13 protein-coding genes and 2 tRNA genes are annotated in these 15,116 nt (G+C 62.2%); 9 read left to right on the top strand and 6 right to left on the bottom strand.

Annotation, left to right across the window (positions count from 1 at the left end):
- Positions 1-12: 12 nt before the first annotated feature.
- Together DL1_RS02655 and DL1_RS02650 are read right to left on the bottom strand one after the other, a co-directional pair.
- Positions 13-723: a sugar transferase gene (locus DL1_RS02655; protein WP_081856230.1), complete on the bottom strand. Its 711-nt coding sequence runs from the start codon at positions 721-723 to the stop codon at positions 13-15.
- Positions 724-1,300: 577 nt separating this feature from the next.
- Positions 1,301-1,375: transfer RNA gene (locus DL1_RS02650), tRNA-Gln, on the bottom strand.
- 98 nt (positions 1,376-1,473) lie between these two features.
- On the opposite strand from DL1_RS02650, the gene DL1_RS02645 reads away from it, so the two are divergent.
- The 9 genes from DL1_RS02645 (at position 1,474) to DL1_RS02605 (ending at position 11,202) form a co-directional block, all read left to right on the top strand.
- On the top strand, positions 1,474-2,664 hold the full coding sequence (locus DL1_RS02645) for a BaiN/RdsA family NAD(P)/FAD-dependent oxidoreductase (RefSeq protein ID WP_038062233.1): 1,191 nt from the start codon (positions 1,474-1,476) through the stop codon (positions 2,662-2,664).
- A 134-nt stretch (positions 2,665-2,798) separates the two neighbouring features.
- Entirely contained in the window at positions 2,799-3,947 is a 1,149-nt protein-coding gene (locus tag DL1_RS02640; protein ID WP_038062031.1) for a muconate/chloromuconate family cycloisomerase, read from the top strand.
- A gap of 56 nt (positions 3,948-4,003) precedes the next feature.
- A complete protein-coding gene (gene catA / locus DL1_RS02635; RefSeq protein WP_038062028.1) occupies positions 4,004-4,927 on the top strand; it encodes a catechol 1,2-dioxygenase in 924 nt (307 codons plus the stop codon).
- 117 nt (positions 4,928-5,044) lie between these two features.
- Positions 5,045-5,503: a GNAT family N-acetyltransferase gene (locus tag DL1_RS02630; RefSeq protein WP_038062025.1), complete on the top strand. Its 459-nt coding sequence runs from the start codon at positions 5,045-5,047 to the stop codon at positions 5,501-5,503.
- A 41-nt stretch (positions 5,504-5,544) separates the two neighbouring features.
- Positions 5,545-5,621 (top strand) — tRNA-Arg (locus tag DL1_RS02625).
- Between the two features lie 612 nt (positions 5,622-6,233).
- Entirely contained in the window at positions 6,234-7,880 is a 1,647-nt protein-coding gene (locus DL1_RS02620) for a GMC family oxidoreductase (protein ID WP_038062023.1), read from the top strand.
- A gap of 11 nt (positions 7,881-7,891) precedes the next feature.
- The gene (locus DL1_RS02615) at positions 7,892-8,794 is read left to right on the top strand and encodes an AMP-binding protein (protein WP_051693258.1); all 903 of its coding nucleotides are present in this window, start codon (positions 7,892-7,894) and stop codon (positions 8,792-8,794) included.
- Between the two features lies 1 nt (position 8,795).
- Positions 8,796-10,529, top strand: coding sequence for an aldehyde dehydrogenase family protein (locus tag DL1_RS02610; RefSeq protein WP_038062020.1), 1,734 nt, complete (start codon positions 8,796-8,798; stop codon positions 10,527-10,529).
- Positions 10,530-10,548: 19 nt separating this feature from the next.
- Positions 10,549-11,202 (top strand): TetR/AcrR family transcriptional regulator, encoded by a 654-nt coding sequence (locus DL1_RS02605; RefSeq protein ID WP_051693257.1) that lies wholly within the window; start codon positions 10,549-10,551, stop codon positions 11,200-11,202.
- A gap of 92 nt (positions 11,203-11,294) precedes the next feature.
- Here DL1_RS02605 and DL1_RS02600 read toward each other — a convergent pair whose 3' ends face one another.
- From DL1_RS02600 to DL1_RS02585, 4 genes are all read right to left on the bottom strand, one after another.
- The gene (locus tag DL1_RS02600; RefSeq protein ID WP_038062017.1) at positions 11,295-12,227 is read right to left on the bottom strand and encodes a PHP domain-containing protein; all 933 of its coding nucleotides are present in this window, start codon (positions 12,225-12,227) and stop codon (positions 11,295-11,297) included.
- Positions 12,228-12,510: 283 nt separating this feature from the next.
- Entirely contained in the window at positions 12,511-13,035 is a 525-nt protein-coding gene (locus DL1_RS02595) for a flavin reductase family protein (RefSeq protein ID WP_245739549.1), read from the bottom strand.
- On the bottom strand, positions 13,032-13,925 hold the full coding sequence (locus DL1_RS02590; protein WP_038062014.1) for an aldo/keto reductase: 894 nt from the start codon (positions 13,923-13,925) through the stop codon (positions 13,032-13,034). Before DL1_RS02590 ends, DL1_RS02595 begins: the two co-directional genes overlap by 4 nt.
- Positions 13,925-15,079 (bottom strand): LLM class flavin-dependent oxidoreductase, encoded by a 1,155-nt coding sequence (locus tag DL1_RS02585; protein WP_038062011.1) that lies wholly within the window; start codon positions 15,077-15,079, stop codon positions 13,925-13,927. The genes DL1_RS02590 and DL1_RS02585 overlap by 1 nt, the downstream gene beginning before the upstream one ends.
- Positions 15,080-15,116 lie beyond the last annotated feature (37 nt).

Genomic DNA, 15,116 nt, shown 5'->3' with positions numbered 1-15,116 from the left:
AGATCCTGTTGTTCAGCGCGCGCCGCGGCTCATGAGGACCGCAGGCACAGTGCGCGCGAGAACCCACAAATCGAGGATATTGGACCAGCGCGAAGCATAGAAGCGGTCCAGCTTGACGCGATCACGATAGGACATGTCCGAACGTCCCGAGACCTGCCACAACCCGGTCACGCCGGGACGGGTGCGAAGATAGTGCTTCACGGAGCCCGAGTAATTGGCCAGCTCGGCGTGAACGACCGGGCGCGGACCGACAATGCTCATCTCGCCGCTCAGTACATTATAGAGTTGCGGCAGCTCGTCGAGGCTGAGTTTCCGCAGCACGACCCCCAGCGCGGTGACGCGCGGATCATCGTCCAGCTTGCGCTCACGCAGCCACATGGCGCGCGCTTGGGGATTGGCTTTCAAATGGCGCTCCAAAACCGCGTCGCCATCGACCACCATCGTGCGGAATTTCCAGCAACGGAATTCTCGGCCATTAAATCCGATCCGTTTATGGCCATAAAAAATCGGCCCTTTATCGCTTAATTTCACCAATAGGCATAATCCCGCCAACAGGGGCAGAAAAAGCGGAATAAAAAGCGCGATCAAAACCAGATCTATACAGCGTTTCGTGCCACCGCCAACGGGTGTGTAAAAATACTGTTTCGGTTTTTTGACAGTGTAGGGAACCTCGACAAGAGAAGTTCCTCCGGATTCGAATATCCGGAAAAGATCGAATGACATTCTTCGGCTCCCTAAAACTAACCGTATTTTCCCCGCACAACCCGCGTGAGATCGCTAGCCTGGATTTCTACTGCCTCGGTATACTCCGTTAACCCAGAGTTATCATCTTGTACCAGAGGCTATTCGCACTTGCAGAAATTTCAAATGGATTGTGACGGAATCTGGGCGAAAACACGCCGAGCTGAGGAAACCCGCCGCTCTTCTTGACGCTGCGGTAGCTCAAATGGTTAATTTTTCGGCACAGGATCAACGATCCGAGTGAGAGGCCTACATCACACTCCTCGCGTGACGATGAGAATCACGTGAGCACCGCGTTCGTTCAGTCTTCCTTAGGGGGGCGGCGAAACTATGTCGTCCTATGAGGTAGTTGCGCGACCTGGAACGATGAAGCGACGGATCGAGGTGGATGCGATCGCGCGCAAGGTGCGGGGTTCACGAGCCTTGGCGGTCCTATGCTCATGAGCGGCACCTGCGGTATTTCTCGGCTAAGGCACCCAGATGCTGCATGCGCGAAAAGACGCTTGTCTGCCAAGCCCTCAGGGCGCTGGCAAATAACTATCTCGGAAAAGGGAAAGTTTGGCTGGGATGGTAGGATTCGAACCTACGGTACACTGTACCAAAAACAGTTGCCTTACCACTTGGCTACATCCCAACTTGGCGCGGTTTCTAGCCAAGGAGCCGCGGCGCTGCAAGAGGAAAATCCGACAAATTTCGATTGCGTGCGATCGCGTGCTCGGGCAAGGGGCAAAGATGGAAACGACCGATGTAGTCATATTGGGCGCTGGGGCCGCAGGGCTGATGGCCGGGATCGAGGCCGGACGGCGCGGTCGTCGGGTGATCGTGATTGATCATGCGCGCAGCCCCGGTGAAAAAATCCGAATCTCCGGGGGCGGGCGGTGCAATTTCACCAATCGCCTGCTGACGCGGCAGAATGCGATGCAGCGATTCCTGTCGCGCAATCCGCGTTTCGCGCTCTCGGCGCTGTCGCGCTACACGCCTGAGGATTTCATTGCCCGGATGGATGCCGCGGGGATCGCATGGCACGAGAAACATCTCGGTCAGTTGTTTTGCGACGGCAAGGCGACGCAGGTGGTCGACATGCTGGTGCGCGATCTGCGCGCGGCTGGGGGCGACCTGCGGCTTGAGGTTTCGGTGCACTCGCTCGCGCGCGCGGGCGAGTCCTTTAGGGTTGAGACCTCTCAAGGACCGATCCTCGCGCAGTCAGTCATCGTGGCGACGGGCGGCAAGTCGATCCCGAAAATGGGGGCCAGCGGCATTGGCTACCAGATCGCGCGCGATTTCGGGCTGAAGCTGGTCGAGACCCGACCTGCGCTGGTGCCGCTGACCTTCGCCGAGCAAGAGCTGGCACAATCGGCGGCGTTGGCGGGGATCGCGCTCGATGTAAAGGTGCGCCGCGGCAAGACCAGCTTTGACGAGGCGTTGCTGTTCACTCATCGCGGCGTGTCGGGGCCGGCGATCCTGCAAATCTCGAGCTATTGGCGCGAGGGCGATGCGATTGAGGTGGACCTGTTTCCCGGGCGCGACATTGCCGCTGAGCTTGCCAACCTGCGCGGTGAGACGGGGCGGCAGGCGGTGCATAACGCGCTTTCGCGTGCGATGCCCGACAAGCTTGCGCAGTATCTTGTGGCGCAGGCGGGTTTGACAGGGCGGCTGGCGGATCAGTCAAACAAGGCGCTTGCGGCTCTGGCAGAGCGTGCCCATCGCTGGCAGCTCAAACCGGTAGGCTCCGAGGGCTATCGTACCGCCGAGGTCACGCTGGGCGGTGTCGACACAACCGATCTCGACGCCAAGTCCCTGCAGGCGCGGGCGCATCCGGGGCTCTACTTCATCGGCGAAGTCGTCGATGTGACGGGCTGGCTCGGCGGGTATAACTTCCAATGGGCGTGGGCGTCGGGCTGGGCCGCTGGGCAGGCAGCCTGACGCATCCCATGCCTCACGCGGCATTGAATGCGACTACGTGATACCTTTGAGGTATGACATCAGACCGGGCGCGGCATGGCATAACGCCGCCGCGGTGCGACATACTCTGGCAGCAATGCTGGAGGGAGGCACGCGTGATCAAGCTGGCGACGTTCGAGACATTTATTGTCGATGTGCCCACAATCCGGCCGCATGTGCTGTCGGTCGCCACGATGCGCGCGCAATCCATCGTCATCGTGCGGCTGCGCGCATCGGATGGGGTCGAGGGCATCGGCGAGGCCTCGACGATTGGCGGGCTGAGCTACGGCCCCGAAAGCCCCGAAAGCATCAAGCTCACACTCGATACTTATATGCGGCCGATTCTGGAGGGTTGCGATCTGGCGCAGGTGGGGGCCACGATGGCCGCGATCAGCAAGCGCGTTGTGGGCAATCACTTCGCCAAATGCGCGCTTGAGACGGCTCTGCTCGATGCCAAGGGCAAGCGGCTGGGCGTGTCTGTCTCGGAACTGCTGGGCGGCGGACGCCTGCGCGAGCGCCTGCCGGTGGCTTGGACGCTGGCCTCAGGCAAGACGGCAACCGATATCGCTGAGGCCGAAGCGATGCTCGACGCGCGCCGGCACAACATATTCAAGCTCAAGATCGGCAAACGCAGCGTCGATGAAGACGTGGCCCATGTCGCGGCGATCAAGGCTGCGCTTGGAAATGAAGTCAGCCTGCGCGTCGACGTCAATCAGGGCTGGAGCGAAACCGACGCGGATCGCGGTATGGCCGGGCTTCTCGAGGCCGGATGCGATCTGGTCGAGCAACCCGTGCGCGGCCATGCCCATGCTGCCATGAAACGGCTCTCGGCCCGGCACAGCCTGCCGATCATGGCCGACGAGTCGCTTCAGGGCCCCGAAGACGGGTTCGCCCTTGCGATGCAATCCTCGGCGCGGGTGTTTGCCATCAAGATCGCGCAGGCGGGCGGGTTGCTCGCGGCACAGGAACTCTGTGCGATTGCCAAGGCCGCAGGGATCGAGCTCTATGGCGGCACGATGCTCGAAGGCGGGGTTGGCACCGTGGCCTCAGCGCATCTCTGCGCGACCCTGTCCGATCTGGCCTGGGGCACGGAATTGTTCGGCCCGCTCTTGCTGACCGAGGAAATCCTCGAGACACCGCTCGACTATTCAGATTTCTCGCTTGGCGTCCCCAACGGCCCCGGTCTCGGGATCGCGCTCGACGCCGAGAAGATCGACCGGTTTCGCCGTGACGGAAGCACTGCCCGACGGATTCACGCAGTATAGGGCCGCGCGGGATGCGCGCATGCCCCGATGATTTGACCAGACCGAAGGAGGAGACCATGACTGAACTGACACAAAGCGCCGAGATGCAGAAGTTTCTCGACAAGATCGCAGGGCTCGATCAGGCGGGCGGCAATCCGCGCCTCAAGCAGATCAGCCGTAAGCTGATCGAGGCGATTTTCGAAACCATGGACGAGTTCGACGTGAGCGACGACGAGTTCTGGTTCGCGCTCAACTACATGGCGGCTGCCGCTCCGGAATATGGTCTTTGGGCCGCAGGTGTCGGGATCGAGGCGATGCTCGATATTCGCAACGACATCAAGGACCGCGAAGCCGGGATCGAAAACGTCACGCCGCGCACCATCGAAGGGCCGCTCTACGTGCCCGGCGCGCCGCTCGAAAAAGGCTTTGCCCGGCTCGATGACGGATCCGACGAGGGCGAGCTGTTGATCATGCACGGTCAGGTCCGCGATGCCGATGGCAAACCGCTGGCGGGGGCGATCGTCGATGTCTGGCACGCCAATACGATGGGCAACTATTCGTATTTCGACCAGACGCAGAGCGACTATAACCTGCGCCGCCGGATCGAAACGGATGCCGAGGGGCGCTACAAGTTCCGCTCGATCCTTCCCTCGGGCTATGGCTGCCCGCCCGGCTCGAATATCGAGACCTATCTTGCAGCCCTCGGGCGCCACGGCAAACGCCCGGCCCATATCCACTTCTTCGTCTCTGCACATGGGCAGCGCCACCTGACGACCCAGATCAATATCGACGGTGACCCCTACCTGCATGACGATTTCGCCTATGCCACGAAAGACGATCTGATCCCGGAAGTGACGCATCACGAGGACGCCACCAAAAGCGGTGTCGAGGGCGTCTCTGGCCCCTATGCCGAGATCGAGTTCGACTTCACGATGGTGAAGGCCGCCGATCATGATGAAGAGCACGAATCGAGCCGTGCGCGCGTCGAGGCGCTGAGCTAAGCGCGCCTTAGAGCAAACCTTGAAAACAGACGCGCCCGCTCGATCAGGTCGGGCGCGCTTGACATCAGCGCGGCGGTGCGGGCAGATCTCAGCGACTTGCAAGGATAGCTGCCGACGATGATCACGATTGCCCGCGAAACCCCGCTGAGCCCCGAACTCACCGAGCTGCACGCCCGCCACCGGGCCGCCATGCATGCCGAGTCGCCCCCTGAGTCAATCCACATGCTGCCTGCAGACGCACTCGCAGCCCCCGGCATCTCGTTTTTCGTGATGCGCGAGGACGGCGCCGTGATCGGCATGGGCGCCTATAAGCGCCATTCCCCCGAGCTGGCCGAAATCAAATCGATGCATGTGCTCTCGGAACTGCGCGGGCGCGGCCTTGCGCGTCGCCTGCTTGACCATCTCGTCGCGGAGGCTCGCGCTGAGGGGGCCGTACGGTTGAGTCTTGAGACCGGGACACAAGATGCGTTTGGCCCCGCTCGCATGCTCTACGAAAAGGCGGGCTTTGCGGAATGTCCGCCCTTCGCGGACTATCGGCTTGATCCCTATTCCGTCTTCTACACGCGCGAGATCTGAACTTGCACGCTACCGCAATCTGCAGCATTTAGGAGCAACGCGGTCCCGTAGCTCAACTGGATAGAGCACCTGACTTCTAATCAGGATGTTGAGGGTTCGAGTCCTTCCGGGATCGCCAGTCTGAAATTTTTTCAATAAATACAATGTCTTTGTTTTGAGTTGGACATTGATCTGGATATTTGATCGCGCGCATCACCGACGGAAAGTCGGCCGATTTATCGGAATGCTCCGCCTCCTCTATCGTCCTTTGGTCCAGAATCGTCATGCGCGGATCCTGTCTCGCCCGGTTCTCCCGAAACATTGCGGCCCGCAGGGCACGCAGCCCGTGAGCGTGACTGTCCCTTGGCAATGACGATGAACGCAAGATGTTCCGGGGTGACACGAGGCAGGCTTCGGGATCGCCGATGTGGTGGCGCTCTGAAAGGCAGGGCGGGCCCGTCGCTGTTGGTCCGATAGGTCATCGGTTCGCGCCGAAGAAGTTCCGCACGCTGCTGTTGGTCTTGTGCAAAACGCAACGCTTGCCCCGCCGCCCAAGGGCGAGATTCTACGAAAGGGCAATCCTGCCGAACCTCTGAAACGGTTTCCCGATAATCGATTTTGGCGCATATTTCGATAAATTAAGTTTGTATTTCAGTATTTTATATTGTTTTGAAATATTTATTGGACGACTGTCCAGTGAATGTGTTCATCTTTTTATGTGGAGACGGAGGCTCCGCTTAGGGAGGACAATATGCAACTTAAGACGTCATTCGAGTACGTGATCGTGGGCGGCGGTTCGGCGGGGTCGGTCCTTGCGTCCCGCCTGTCCGAGGACTCTTCAGTATCCGTGTGCCTGCTTGAGGCGGGCGGCAAGGGCGACCACATTCTGATCCGCGCCCCCGCAGGGGTCGTGGCCATGCTGCCGGGGCATGGAAAGGTCTCGAACTGGGCCTACAACACGGTACCTCAGCCGGCGCTGAACGGACGCCGAGGCTACCAGCCGCGCGGTAAGGGGTTGGGAGGATCGAGCGCGATCAACGCGATGCTTTACGTCCGGGGGCACAGGTCTGATTATGACGGCTGGGCCGACATGGGGTGCGAGGGCTGGGCTTGGGACGACTGCCTGCCCTATTTCCTGAAATCCGAAAACAACGACGCCGGAGCAGGTGCGTATCATGGTGACAGCGGTCCGCTGCATGTCTCGGATCAGAAGGCTCCGCGACCGATCAGCCGTGCCTTCGTTCAGGCAGCCACGGAATGCCAGCACCGCAGGGCCGCCGATTTCAACACCGGAGACAATGAGGGCGTCGGCCTGTACCAAGTCACACAGTTTCACGACCAAGCCCGCAACGGCGAGCGGTGTTCGGCTGCGGCGGCCTACCTTCACCCGATCATGACCACGCGCATGAACCTGACGGTGATCACCGGGGCACATGCGACGCGGGTCCTGACCGAAGGCAAGCGCGCCACCGGTGTCGCCTATCGCAAGGGCGGGAAGGACGCGCATGTGAGCGCCACGAGAGAAGTTATCCTGTGCGGCGGGACGTTCAACTCGCCTCAGCTTCTGCAACTCTCCGGCATCGGCGCTGCCGAAGAGGTCCAGCGCCATGGGATCGAGGTCGTGCATGACCTGCCCGGCGTGGGCAAGAACTTGCAGGATCACTTGGATTTCATCCTTGCCTACACGTCGAAGGACACCGACAATTTCGGCATTGGTCTGGCAGGCGCTATCGGCTTGACCAAGCATATCCTGAAATGGCGCAGGGATGGCGCGTCGATGATCGCGACGCCCTTTGCCGAAGGCGCTGGGTTTCTGAAGACCGATCCCAGCTTGGACAGACCCGACATCCAGTTGCATTTCGTGATCTCGATCGTGGACGATCACGCGCGTAAATTACATATGGGCTATGGATTTTCATGCCACGTCTGCGCCCTGCGGCCCTACAGCCGCGGTGAGGTCTTCTTGGAAAGCGGCGACCCGATGAAAGCGCCGGGGATCGATCCGCAGTTCCTGTCAGACCCGCGCGATCTTGCGACGACGATCAAGGGCGCGAAGATGACGCGCGAAATCCTGAAGGCCCCGGCCATGACGCCCTATCGCGACAAGGAGCTCTTCGGCATGACCGACGGCATGAGCGACAAGGACTGGGAGGGCCATATCCGCGCGCGCGCCGACACGATCTATCACCCTGTCGGCACCTGCAAGATGGGCACGGATGACATGGCCGTTGTGGACCCCGAACTGAAGGTGCACGGGATGGAGGGGCTGCGCGTGGTCGATGCCTCGATCATGCCGACGCTGATCGGCGGAAACACCAACGCCCCGACAATCATGATCGCGGAGCGCGCGGCCGACATGATCCGTGGCAAGACCCCTGCAGCGATCGCAGCAGAATGAAGGAAGACAGCATGTCCGGAACGATGATGTGGCAAGCCTTGACGACCGGGTCGCTGATCGCCGATGCCGAAAAATACCATGCCGGAACCGAGATCGTTTCGGTCGAAACCGACGGCTCATTGACCCGCTCGACATGGCGTGAGGTCGGGGCCAAGCTGGTGCTGCCGGGGCCCCAACTGGATGGAGAAAGCCCTGCCAGATTGATCGATGCGGAAGGGGAGACACTGTCGTTTGGCGTGCCGATGATCTGGATGGGCTTGCTGGTCAGATTGAAGGCTACCGGGGGCAAGCCGACCTCGATGAAACGCACGGTGGTCGGTGGTTCGGCGCTGCCGCCATCCTTGATCCGCGCATTCCGTGACCAATACGGGGTGGCGTTGATCCACGCCTCTGGGATGACGGAAACCTCGCCGCTTGGCCCGCTGAACCAGCTGTTGGAAAAGCGTTCCGGGCTGAATGAGGATGAGCAGGCCAAACTGCGCGAAGGACAGGGGCGCCCGCCCTGGGGCATGGACCTGCGCATTGTGGACGAGGCGAGGGCGGAACTTCCCCGCGACGTGGCTACGCCGGGCGAATTGCAGATCCGGGGTCACTGGATCGTGGACAGCTATTTCGGACAAGACGGCAGTGCACTGACCGACGACGGTTGGTTCGGCACCTGTGATGTCGCAACGCTGGATGCCGATGGCTACATGGTAATCTGCGACAGGTCCAAGGACATCATCAAGTCCGGGGGCGAAAGGATCTCGACGGTGGAGCTTGAGACTGAGGTCTTCTACGATGGCAAGGTCGCCCATAGGCAGGTGCCGGATCGCGTGATTTTTGTCGAAGCGTTGCCCCTTGGCGCGACGGGCAAGGTGCTGAAGAACAAGCTGCACGAAACCTATGGCGGCGCGCTGATGCAGGACGCATGATATGAATCAGATCAAGCAAGATATCACGCCGAACCTGTCCTCGCTCGACCGCGACCTCGAAACGCTTGCCGCGGCCAAGGACAGCTGGGCGCGCACAACGACGGACGCGCGCATCGCGGTGCTGTCGGAGATCAAGGATCGCCTGCTGGAGGTCGCTGACGGCTGGGCCGAATCGGCGGCCCGGCACAAGCTGATCCCGCCCGGCTCGCCATTGGCAGGCGAGGAATGGATTTCGGGTCCCTATGCGGTTATGTCCGCCTGCAACGGGCTGATGCAGACACTGGCGGGGATGGAGGGGAAGAGCTTTCTCAACCACCTGAAGACCCGCAAGACCGCGAATGGTCAACTGGCCGTGCGCGTTGTGCCGAATACCATCTGGGATCGCCTGCTGCTGTCTGGCGTTGAGGCGGACGTTTGGATGGAGCCCGGTGTCACCGAAGAGACGCTCGCCGCCAATACTGCCACCGCCTATGACGACCCGCCCGAGGCCCGCGAAGGCGGCGTCGCGCTGGTGTTGGGCGCAGGGAACATCGCCTCCATCGCGCCGCTCGACGTGTTCACCAAAGCATTCTCGGAGCACAAGGTGGTCATCCTCAAGATGAACCCGGTGAACGAGTATCTGACCCCGTATCTCGAAGCCGCGCTCAAACCGCTGATCGACCGGGATACGCTGCGGATCGTGAAGGGCGGGGCCGAGATTGGCAGCTATCTGTGTGCGCATGATCTGGTGGACGAGGTCCATATCACTGGCGCCGCCGCATCTCACGACGCTATCGTCTGGGGGCCCGGCAAGGAGGGCGCAGACAACAAGGCCGCCGGCACGCCGAAGCTGACGAAACCGATCACGTCGGAACTCGGTGCGGTCTGCCCGACGATCGTTGTCCCCGGCAACTGGTCGAAGGCCGACCTGCGGTTTCAGGCCGAACACCTTGCGACGCAAAAACTGCACAACTCGGGCTTCAACTGCGTGGCGTGCCAGATGCTGGTCCTGCCCGGTGAGTGGCCGCAGAAGGATGCTCTGCTGGCCGAGTTGCGCGCAGTGATGCGTGACGTTGACGCGCGGCAGGCTTATTACCCCGGCGCTGCCGACAGGATGGAGCGTTTCGCCCGCGAGGCGCCCGAAGCCGAACGGTTCAACCGCGGCACTGCCCCCGCCTGCATCGTGGCCCCCGTGGGGGCCGGGCCGGGCTGGTTTACCTCAACCGAGGTCTTTGCCCCGGCCATGTCGATCCATGAGATTGCCGTCGCCGATCCCGCAGCCTACCTGATCGAGGCCATCCGCTACGCCAACGACACGCTGCACGGCACGCTTGGCGCGAATATCCTGATCCATCCCGACACGATCCGGCAGGTCGGCCACAAACGGTTCGAGGAGATTATCGCCGAGCTGCGCTATGGCACCATCGCGATCAACGCCTGGACCGGTCTGGCCTTCTTGGCGGCCGCCTGCCCTTGGGGGGCTTTCCCCGGTCACACGCTGGACGACGTGGGCAGCGGTATTGGCTTTGCACACAACACCTTCATGTTCGACCGTCCTCAGCGCGTTGTCGTGCGGGCGCCGTGGAAGCCGTTTCCAAGCAGTCTGGCCACAGGCAGTATGACGCTGTTGCCGCGGCCGCCATGGTTCGTGACCAACAGGCGGCAGCATGTTCTCGGCAGGCTTCTGACCCGGTTCCAGCACAGCCCCGGATGGTTGAAACTTCCGCGTATCTTCGTCAATGCCTTGAGGGGGTGAGCATGGGAAAGACCGCGACGTGACCAAACTCGACAAGATTGCACGCCTGGCCGAGAAGGCCGACGCTAAGTCAGCCAAGCGTGCCCGCAAAAAGGATGAGCTTGCCGACAACGCGATCGCGGCGCTCAAACAGCTTGGCTATGCCCGCACCAGCCTGCGCGACATCGCCGAGCTGTCGGGCGTCGCCGTCGGCACGCTGCATTACTATTTCGAAGATAAGGTCGACCTGATTACCTACTGCGTCCGGCGCTACAAGACCGGCTTCATGGCGGACATGCAGTCAATCCTCTCCGGAGATGTCGCACCGGACCAGCTTGCCGCCCGCCTCGTGAAAGGATTGGCTCTCTCGATCCGCCGGGATGCCGAGACGCACCGATTGTGGTATGATATCCGGTCGCAGGCACTGTTCGACGCGGCGTTCAACGATGTCGTGGAGGAAATCGAAGATGGCCTCGTCAGACTTGTCTCGGTGTTCCTCTCGCGCACCGGACACACGGATGTAGAGCCGGGGTCAGCCTATCTCATGCTGGATGCGATCTTCCGGTTCCATCTACAAAAATTCCTGTCGGGCAGTACGTCAGCCCCGGCCGGGTTCGAACAACAGGCCTCAGAAATTCTGGCGATCATCACATCTGCCTCCAAGGGCTCAGCGCCCGGACGAGCGGACGTGTGACCGGCATCGCAGGTATCCGGCATTGGGCCATTGGCGAAACTGCAGCGAACGGGCTATGGGTCTTATCCCAGCCCGCCCGCCGTGCCTGAGCTTCAGCGGATGACCGGGTTGCTCCAGGCCCGCTTGCCCGCCGCGTCGATCACCGTCACGCGCAGCCAGCGCCCCTTGGCAAAGCGCGACAGCGGGATCTGCGCGCGGGTCATGGATTGGCCATGTACGGCCAGGGCGGCATTGCCGGGGCCTTGCACGATTACGCTCGCACAGGCGCTGCATTCCACTTCGATGTAGCGCTCGGTGATGCGGATGTCGCGCAGCTCTGGGCCTTGGCTGGAGTAGAACGCGCCGGCTTTCAATGCCGCGAGAAGCGCCTCGGGCGTGTTCTCGGGCGCTTTCACCATCACCCAGCCGCCGAAATGATCGGGCTCGGAGAAATGCGCATCATCGGTCGCAATCATGCTCAGTGCGCGTCCTTCGGACAAAAGCAGATCGGCGATCGAGAACCCGTCGGGACGGTCAGAGCCCGTCGCACAGCCATGGTTGTAGATCTCAACGGCATGGGCGGCACTGACCGAGCGCGCATCGGCCAGCGTCAGCCCCGACCATTGCGGATGCGCGATCGCGACGAAGGCTCCGGCGGCCACGGCGCGCGCCGCGATCTCGGGGCCGGTTTCCTGATCGGCGGAGGGGGTGAAAAAGGGCGTGTTGGAAGGCGCAAAATCGCGAGGCAGCCCAACCGCGAGGATGTGCCACAGCTCGCCATTTTCCTGCGCGCCCGAATGCAGCTCTGCCCCGAGCAGCGTGGTGAAACCCGCGTCCCGCATCGGCACAGTATCGGCAATCGGATAGTCGAACAGCCCCACGAAATGATCGGTCAGCGCGATGAAGTCATAGCCCTCCGCCTTGTAGCGGCGGCAGACCTCTTCGGGCGACAGCGCGCCATCGGACAGTGTCGAATGGGTGTGCAGATTGCCGCGCCAGAACGATCCGGGGGCGGTGAAGGCGGGCAAGGTGGCGGGGAATGTCATGAAGAACGATCCTAATGTGGCAAGACGGGCGGGTCGGTTCAGGCGCGCCAGAGATTGACCTCGGTCCCTGTGGCGCACGCACGGGATGGGGCAAAGAGCGCGCCCAACTCCGTTTGGTCGCTCGGCGCGACCTGAGCCCGGATAGACATATCGTTTGTGCGGCGCGGGGCAAGGGCTGGCGTGGCAGGCAGCCGCAGTCTCACGCCCGCCGCAGCAGCGCGCGTGGGGATCTTCGCGGGGCCTCGGGGCCACGCAACGTGAGCCTCAGCGAGAGGGCGGCGGTTCAGGTGGTCTCGATCCGCCGCATCTGTCCGCGAAAGAAGGTCAGCGCATCGCCGTCATGGCCCAGAACGGCGCGTTCGACATGGCCCAGCACCAGAATGTGGTCTCCGCCCTCGTGGCAGGCGACGCGGCGACATTCGAACCGCGCCAGACAGCCCGCGATCAGCGGCACGCCCTGTGCGTTAAGCTCATGGGGATGCTCTTGCAGCGCATGCGCATTGCGCGCGGTGGCAAGACACAGCGCATCCTGATCGGCGGCAAGCACATGGATCGCATAATACTCGGCGCGCTCGAAATGCTCGAACCGGCGCGAGTTGCGGTCGGGCGCCCAGATCACCAGCGGCGGATCGAGCGACACCGACGAGAAGCTGTTGGCGGTGATCGCGACCGGACCGGCCTCGCTCGGCGCGGTCACGATGGTCACGCCGGTTGCGAAACGGCCAAAAGCGTCGCGCAGCGTCCGGGTTGTCTCGGGGCCGGGCACGAAAGTATGCGGCGGTTCAAACTGCTGAGCGGCGGTCATCATGGCACCTCCTGACCGAGCCCGGCCTGATAGAGCCGGAACCATGTTTCACGGTCCAGCGTGACTTTGAGCGCATCCGAGAGCTTCGCGATACGCGACAGGGTATTGGTGCCCATGACGGGAATGATCCGGGCGGGATGGGCCAGCAGGAAAGCGGTGGCGACGGCCGCCCGATCCACGCCCTGCGCCGCGGCGATCTCGTCGAGCACCTCTTGCGCGGTGCCCGTGCCCGTCATCAGCGCACCGCCGCCCAGCGGTGACCATGCCATGACCGGATGCGCGTGGCGCTGGTGGAAGGACAGATCGCCATCGGTGAAGGGGGACAGCCGGCTCAGGCTGATCTCGATCTGGTTCGTGACGAGCGGCGTTTTCATCGCCGATTGCAGCAGCTTCCAGTCCCAGGGGCGGAAATTCGACACGCCCACCGCGCGGACCTTGCCCGAGGCCACCACTTCGTCAAGGGCCGCCCCCGTCTCATGCGGGTCCATGAACGGATCGGGACGGTGGATCAGCAGCAGGTCGATGCGGTCGGTTGCGAGTTCTCGCAAGGAGGTCTCGACCGAGAGCAGGATATGAGCGCGGGAGGTGTCGTAATGCTTGACCGGGCGATCCGCGTAGCGCCCGATCGGGGCTACGATATCGCATTTCGTGACGATCTCGATCTGATCGCGCAGCGAAGGGGCCGCCTCGCGCATGGCGGTGCCGAAAATGCCCTCCGCGCCGTAATCGCCATAAATATCGGCATGATCGAAGCTGGTAATACCCTGGTCAAGGCAGGCATCGATCTTGGCGCGTACATGGGCAGGCGAGGTGTCGGCATCATCGCCCAGCCGCCACATCCCGTAGACGATGCGGCTCAGTGCGAGCGTTTCGGTTAGCGAAATCTTATCCATCAGCGGCGCTCTCCTGCGGCCAGAGGGGTTGCGGGCGGGCCCATCGGCGCTCGGCCATAGACCTCGGGGAGGGACACCGTGTCGAGATGCGGCATCACGAGCCGCCCGAACTGGCGCGCCTCGTCGATATGCGGATACCCCGACAGGATGAAGGAGCGAATGCCCATCTTGCGGTAATCCTCCAGCTTGGAGAGCACCTGATCGGCGGACCCCACCAGCGCCGCACCACAGCCCGAGCGCGCACGGCCCACGCCGGTCCAAAGGTTGGGTTCGACATAGCCGCTCTGATCCGCGAGGTCGCGGTTGCGGGCCTGTCGCGAGACGCCCAGCGAGGCTGCGTCATGGGCGCGCTCGCGGATCTTGCGGCCTTCCTCATCGTCAAGCTGTGAGACGAGATGGTCGGCGTATTCTTTCGCTTCGGCCTCGGTGTCGCGCACGATCACATGCACTCGCAGCCCGTAATCGAGCACACGCCCGTAGCGCTCGGCGGCGGCATGGACGGTCTGCATCCGGGCGGCGAGATCCTCGCGGGGTTCGGGCCACATCAGATAGACATCGCAATGCTCGGCGCACAGCTCGACCGCCGCCGGAGAATAGCCGCCGAAATACAACAGCGGCCCGCCGGTCTGGTAGGGCTTGGCCGGGTCGGTGGTGAGCCCTTTGAAATTGTAGATCTCGCCCTCGAAATTGATCTCGTCGCGGGTCCATGCCTGTTTGAGGATCTCAACGACCTCGCGCGAGCGCTGGTAGCGATACTCACTGGGTTCGCTCTGCCCGGGGAAGTCGGAGGAGATGATATTGACCGTCAACCGCCCCTCAAGCATGTGATCGAGCGTCGCGATGGTGCGCGCCAGCATGATCGGCTGCATCTCGCCACAGCGCACGGCGGCGAGGAAATTGATCCGGTTGGTGACCTGCGAGGCCCCGGCGACGAAGCTCAGCGTGTCCTGCCCGACCTGATAGCTCGACGGGCACAGGATGTTGCGAAAGCCCTGCCGCTCGGCCTCGCGCACGATATCCGAACAATGCGCCCAGCTTGAGCGCAGATCGCCCTCCGGCACGCCCAGATGGCGATAATCATCCGAGCAGAGGGCCGAAAACCACGACACCTCCGCGGCATCGAGATCCTGCGATTTTACCGGCACAACAGTCATTGGGAGCTCCTGACGAATCCGTTCGATTTCCCTTCAC

The organism is Thioclava dalianensis, from assembly GCF_000715505.1.
Classification (GTDB): Bacteria; Pseudomonadota; Alphaproteobacteria; order Rhodobacterales; family Rhodobacteraceae; genus Thioclava; species Thioclava dalianensis.
This window is presented reverse-complemented; position numbering and strand designations above follow the sequence as displayed.

What these genes read in the sequence shown, in the direction of transcription:
- DL1_RS02590 (WP_038062014.1), bottom strand. Translation starts at nt 13,925, where the DNA reads ATGGATAAGATTTCGCTAACCGAAACGCTCGCACTGAGCCGCATCGTC.
- DL1_RS02610 (WP_038062020.1), top strand. Translation starts at nt 8,796, where the DNA reads ATGAATCAGATCAAGCAAGATATCACGCCGAACCTGTCCTCGCTCGAC.
- DL1_RS02585 (WP_038062011.1), bottom strand. Translation starts at nt 15,079, where the DNA reads ATGACTGTTGTGCCGGTAAAATCGCAGGATCTCGATGCCGCGGAGGTG.
- DL1_RS02615 (WP_051693258.1), top strand. Translation starts at nt 7,892, where the DNA reads ATGTCCGGAACGATGATGTGGCAAGCCTTGACGACCGGGTCGCTGATC.
- DL1_RS02630 (WP_038062025.1), top strand. Translation starts at nt 5,045, where the DNA reads ATGATCACGATTGCCCGCGAAACCCCGCTGAGCCCCGAACTCACCGAG.
- DL1_RS02655 (WP_081856230.1), bottom strand. Translation starts at nt 723, where the DNA reads ATGTCATTCGATCTTTTCCGGATATTCGAATCCGGAGGAACTTCTCTT.
- DL1_RS02595 (WP_245739549.1), bottom strand. Translation starts at nt 13,035, where the DNA reads ATGATGACCGCCGCTCAGCAGTTTGAACCGCCGCATACTTTCGTGCCC.
- DL1_RS02600 (WP_038062017.1), bottom strand. Translation starts at nt 12,227, where the DNA reads ATGACATTCCCCGCCACCTTGCCCGCCTTCACCGCCCCCGGATCGTTC.
- catA (WP_038062028.1), top strand. Translation starts at nt 4,004, where the DNA reads ATGACTGAACTGACACAAAGCGCCGAGATGCAGAAGTTTCTCGACAAG.
- DL1_RS02620 (WP_038062023.1), top strand. Translation starts at nt 6,234, where the DNA reads ATGCAACTTAAGACGTCATTCGAGTACGTGATCGTGGGCGGCGGTTCG.
- DL1_RS02645 (WP_038062233.1), top strand. Translation starts at nt 1,474, where the DNA reads ATGGAAACGACCGATGTAGTCATATTGGGCGCTGGGGCCGCAGGGCTG.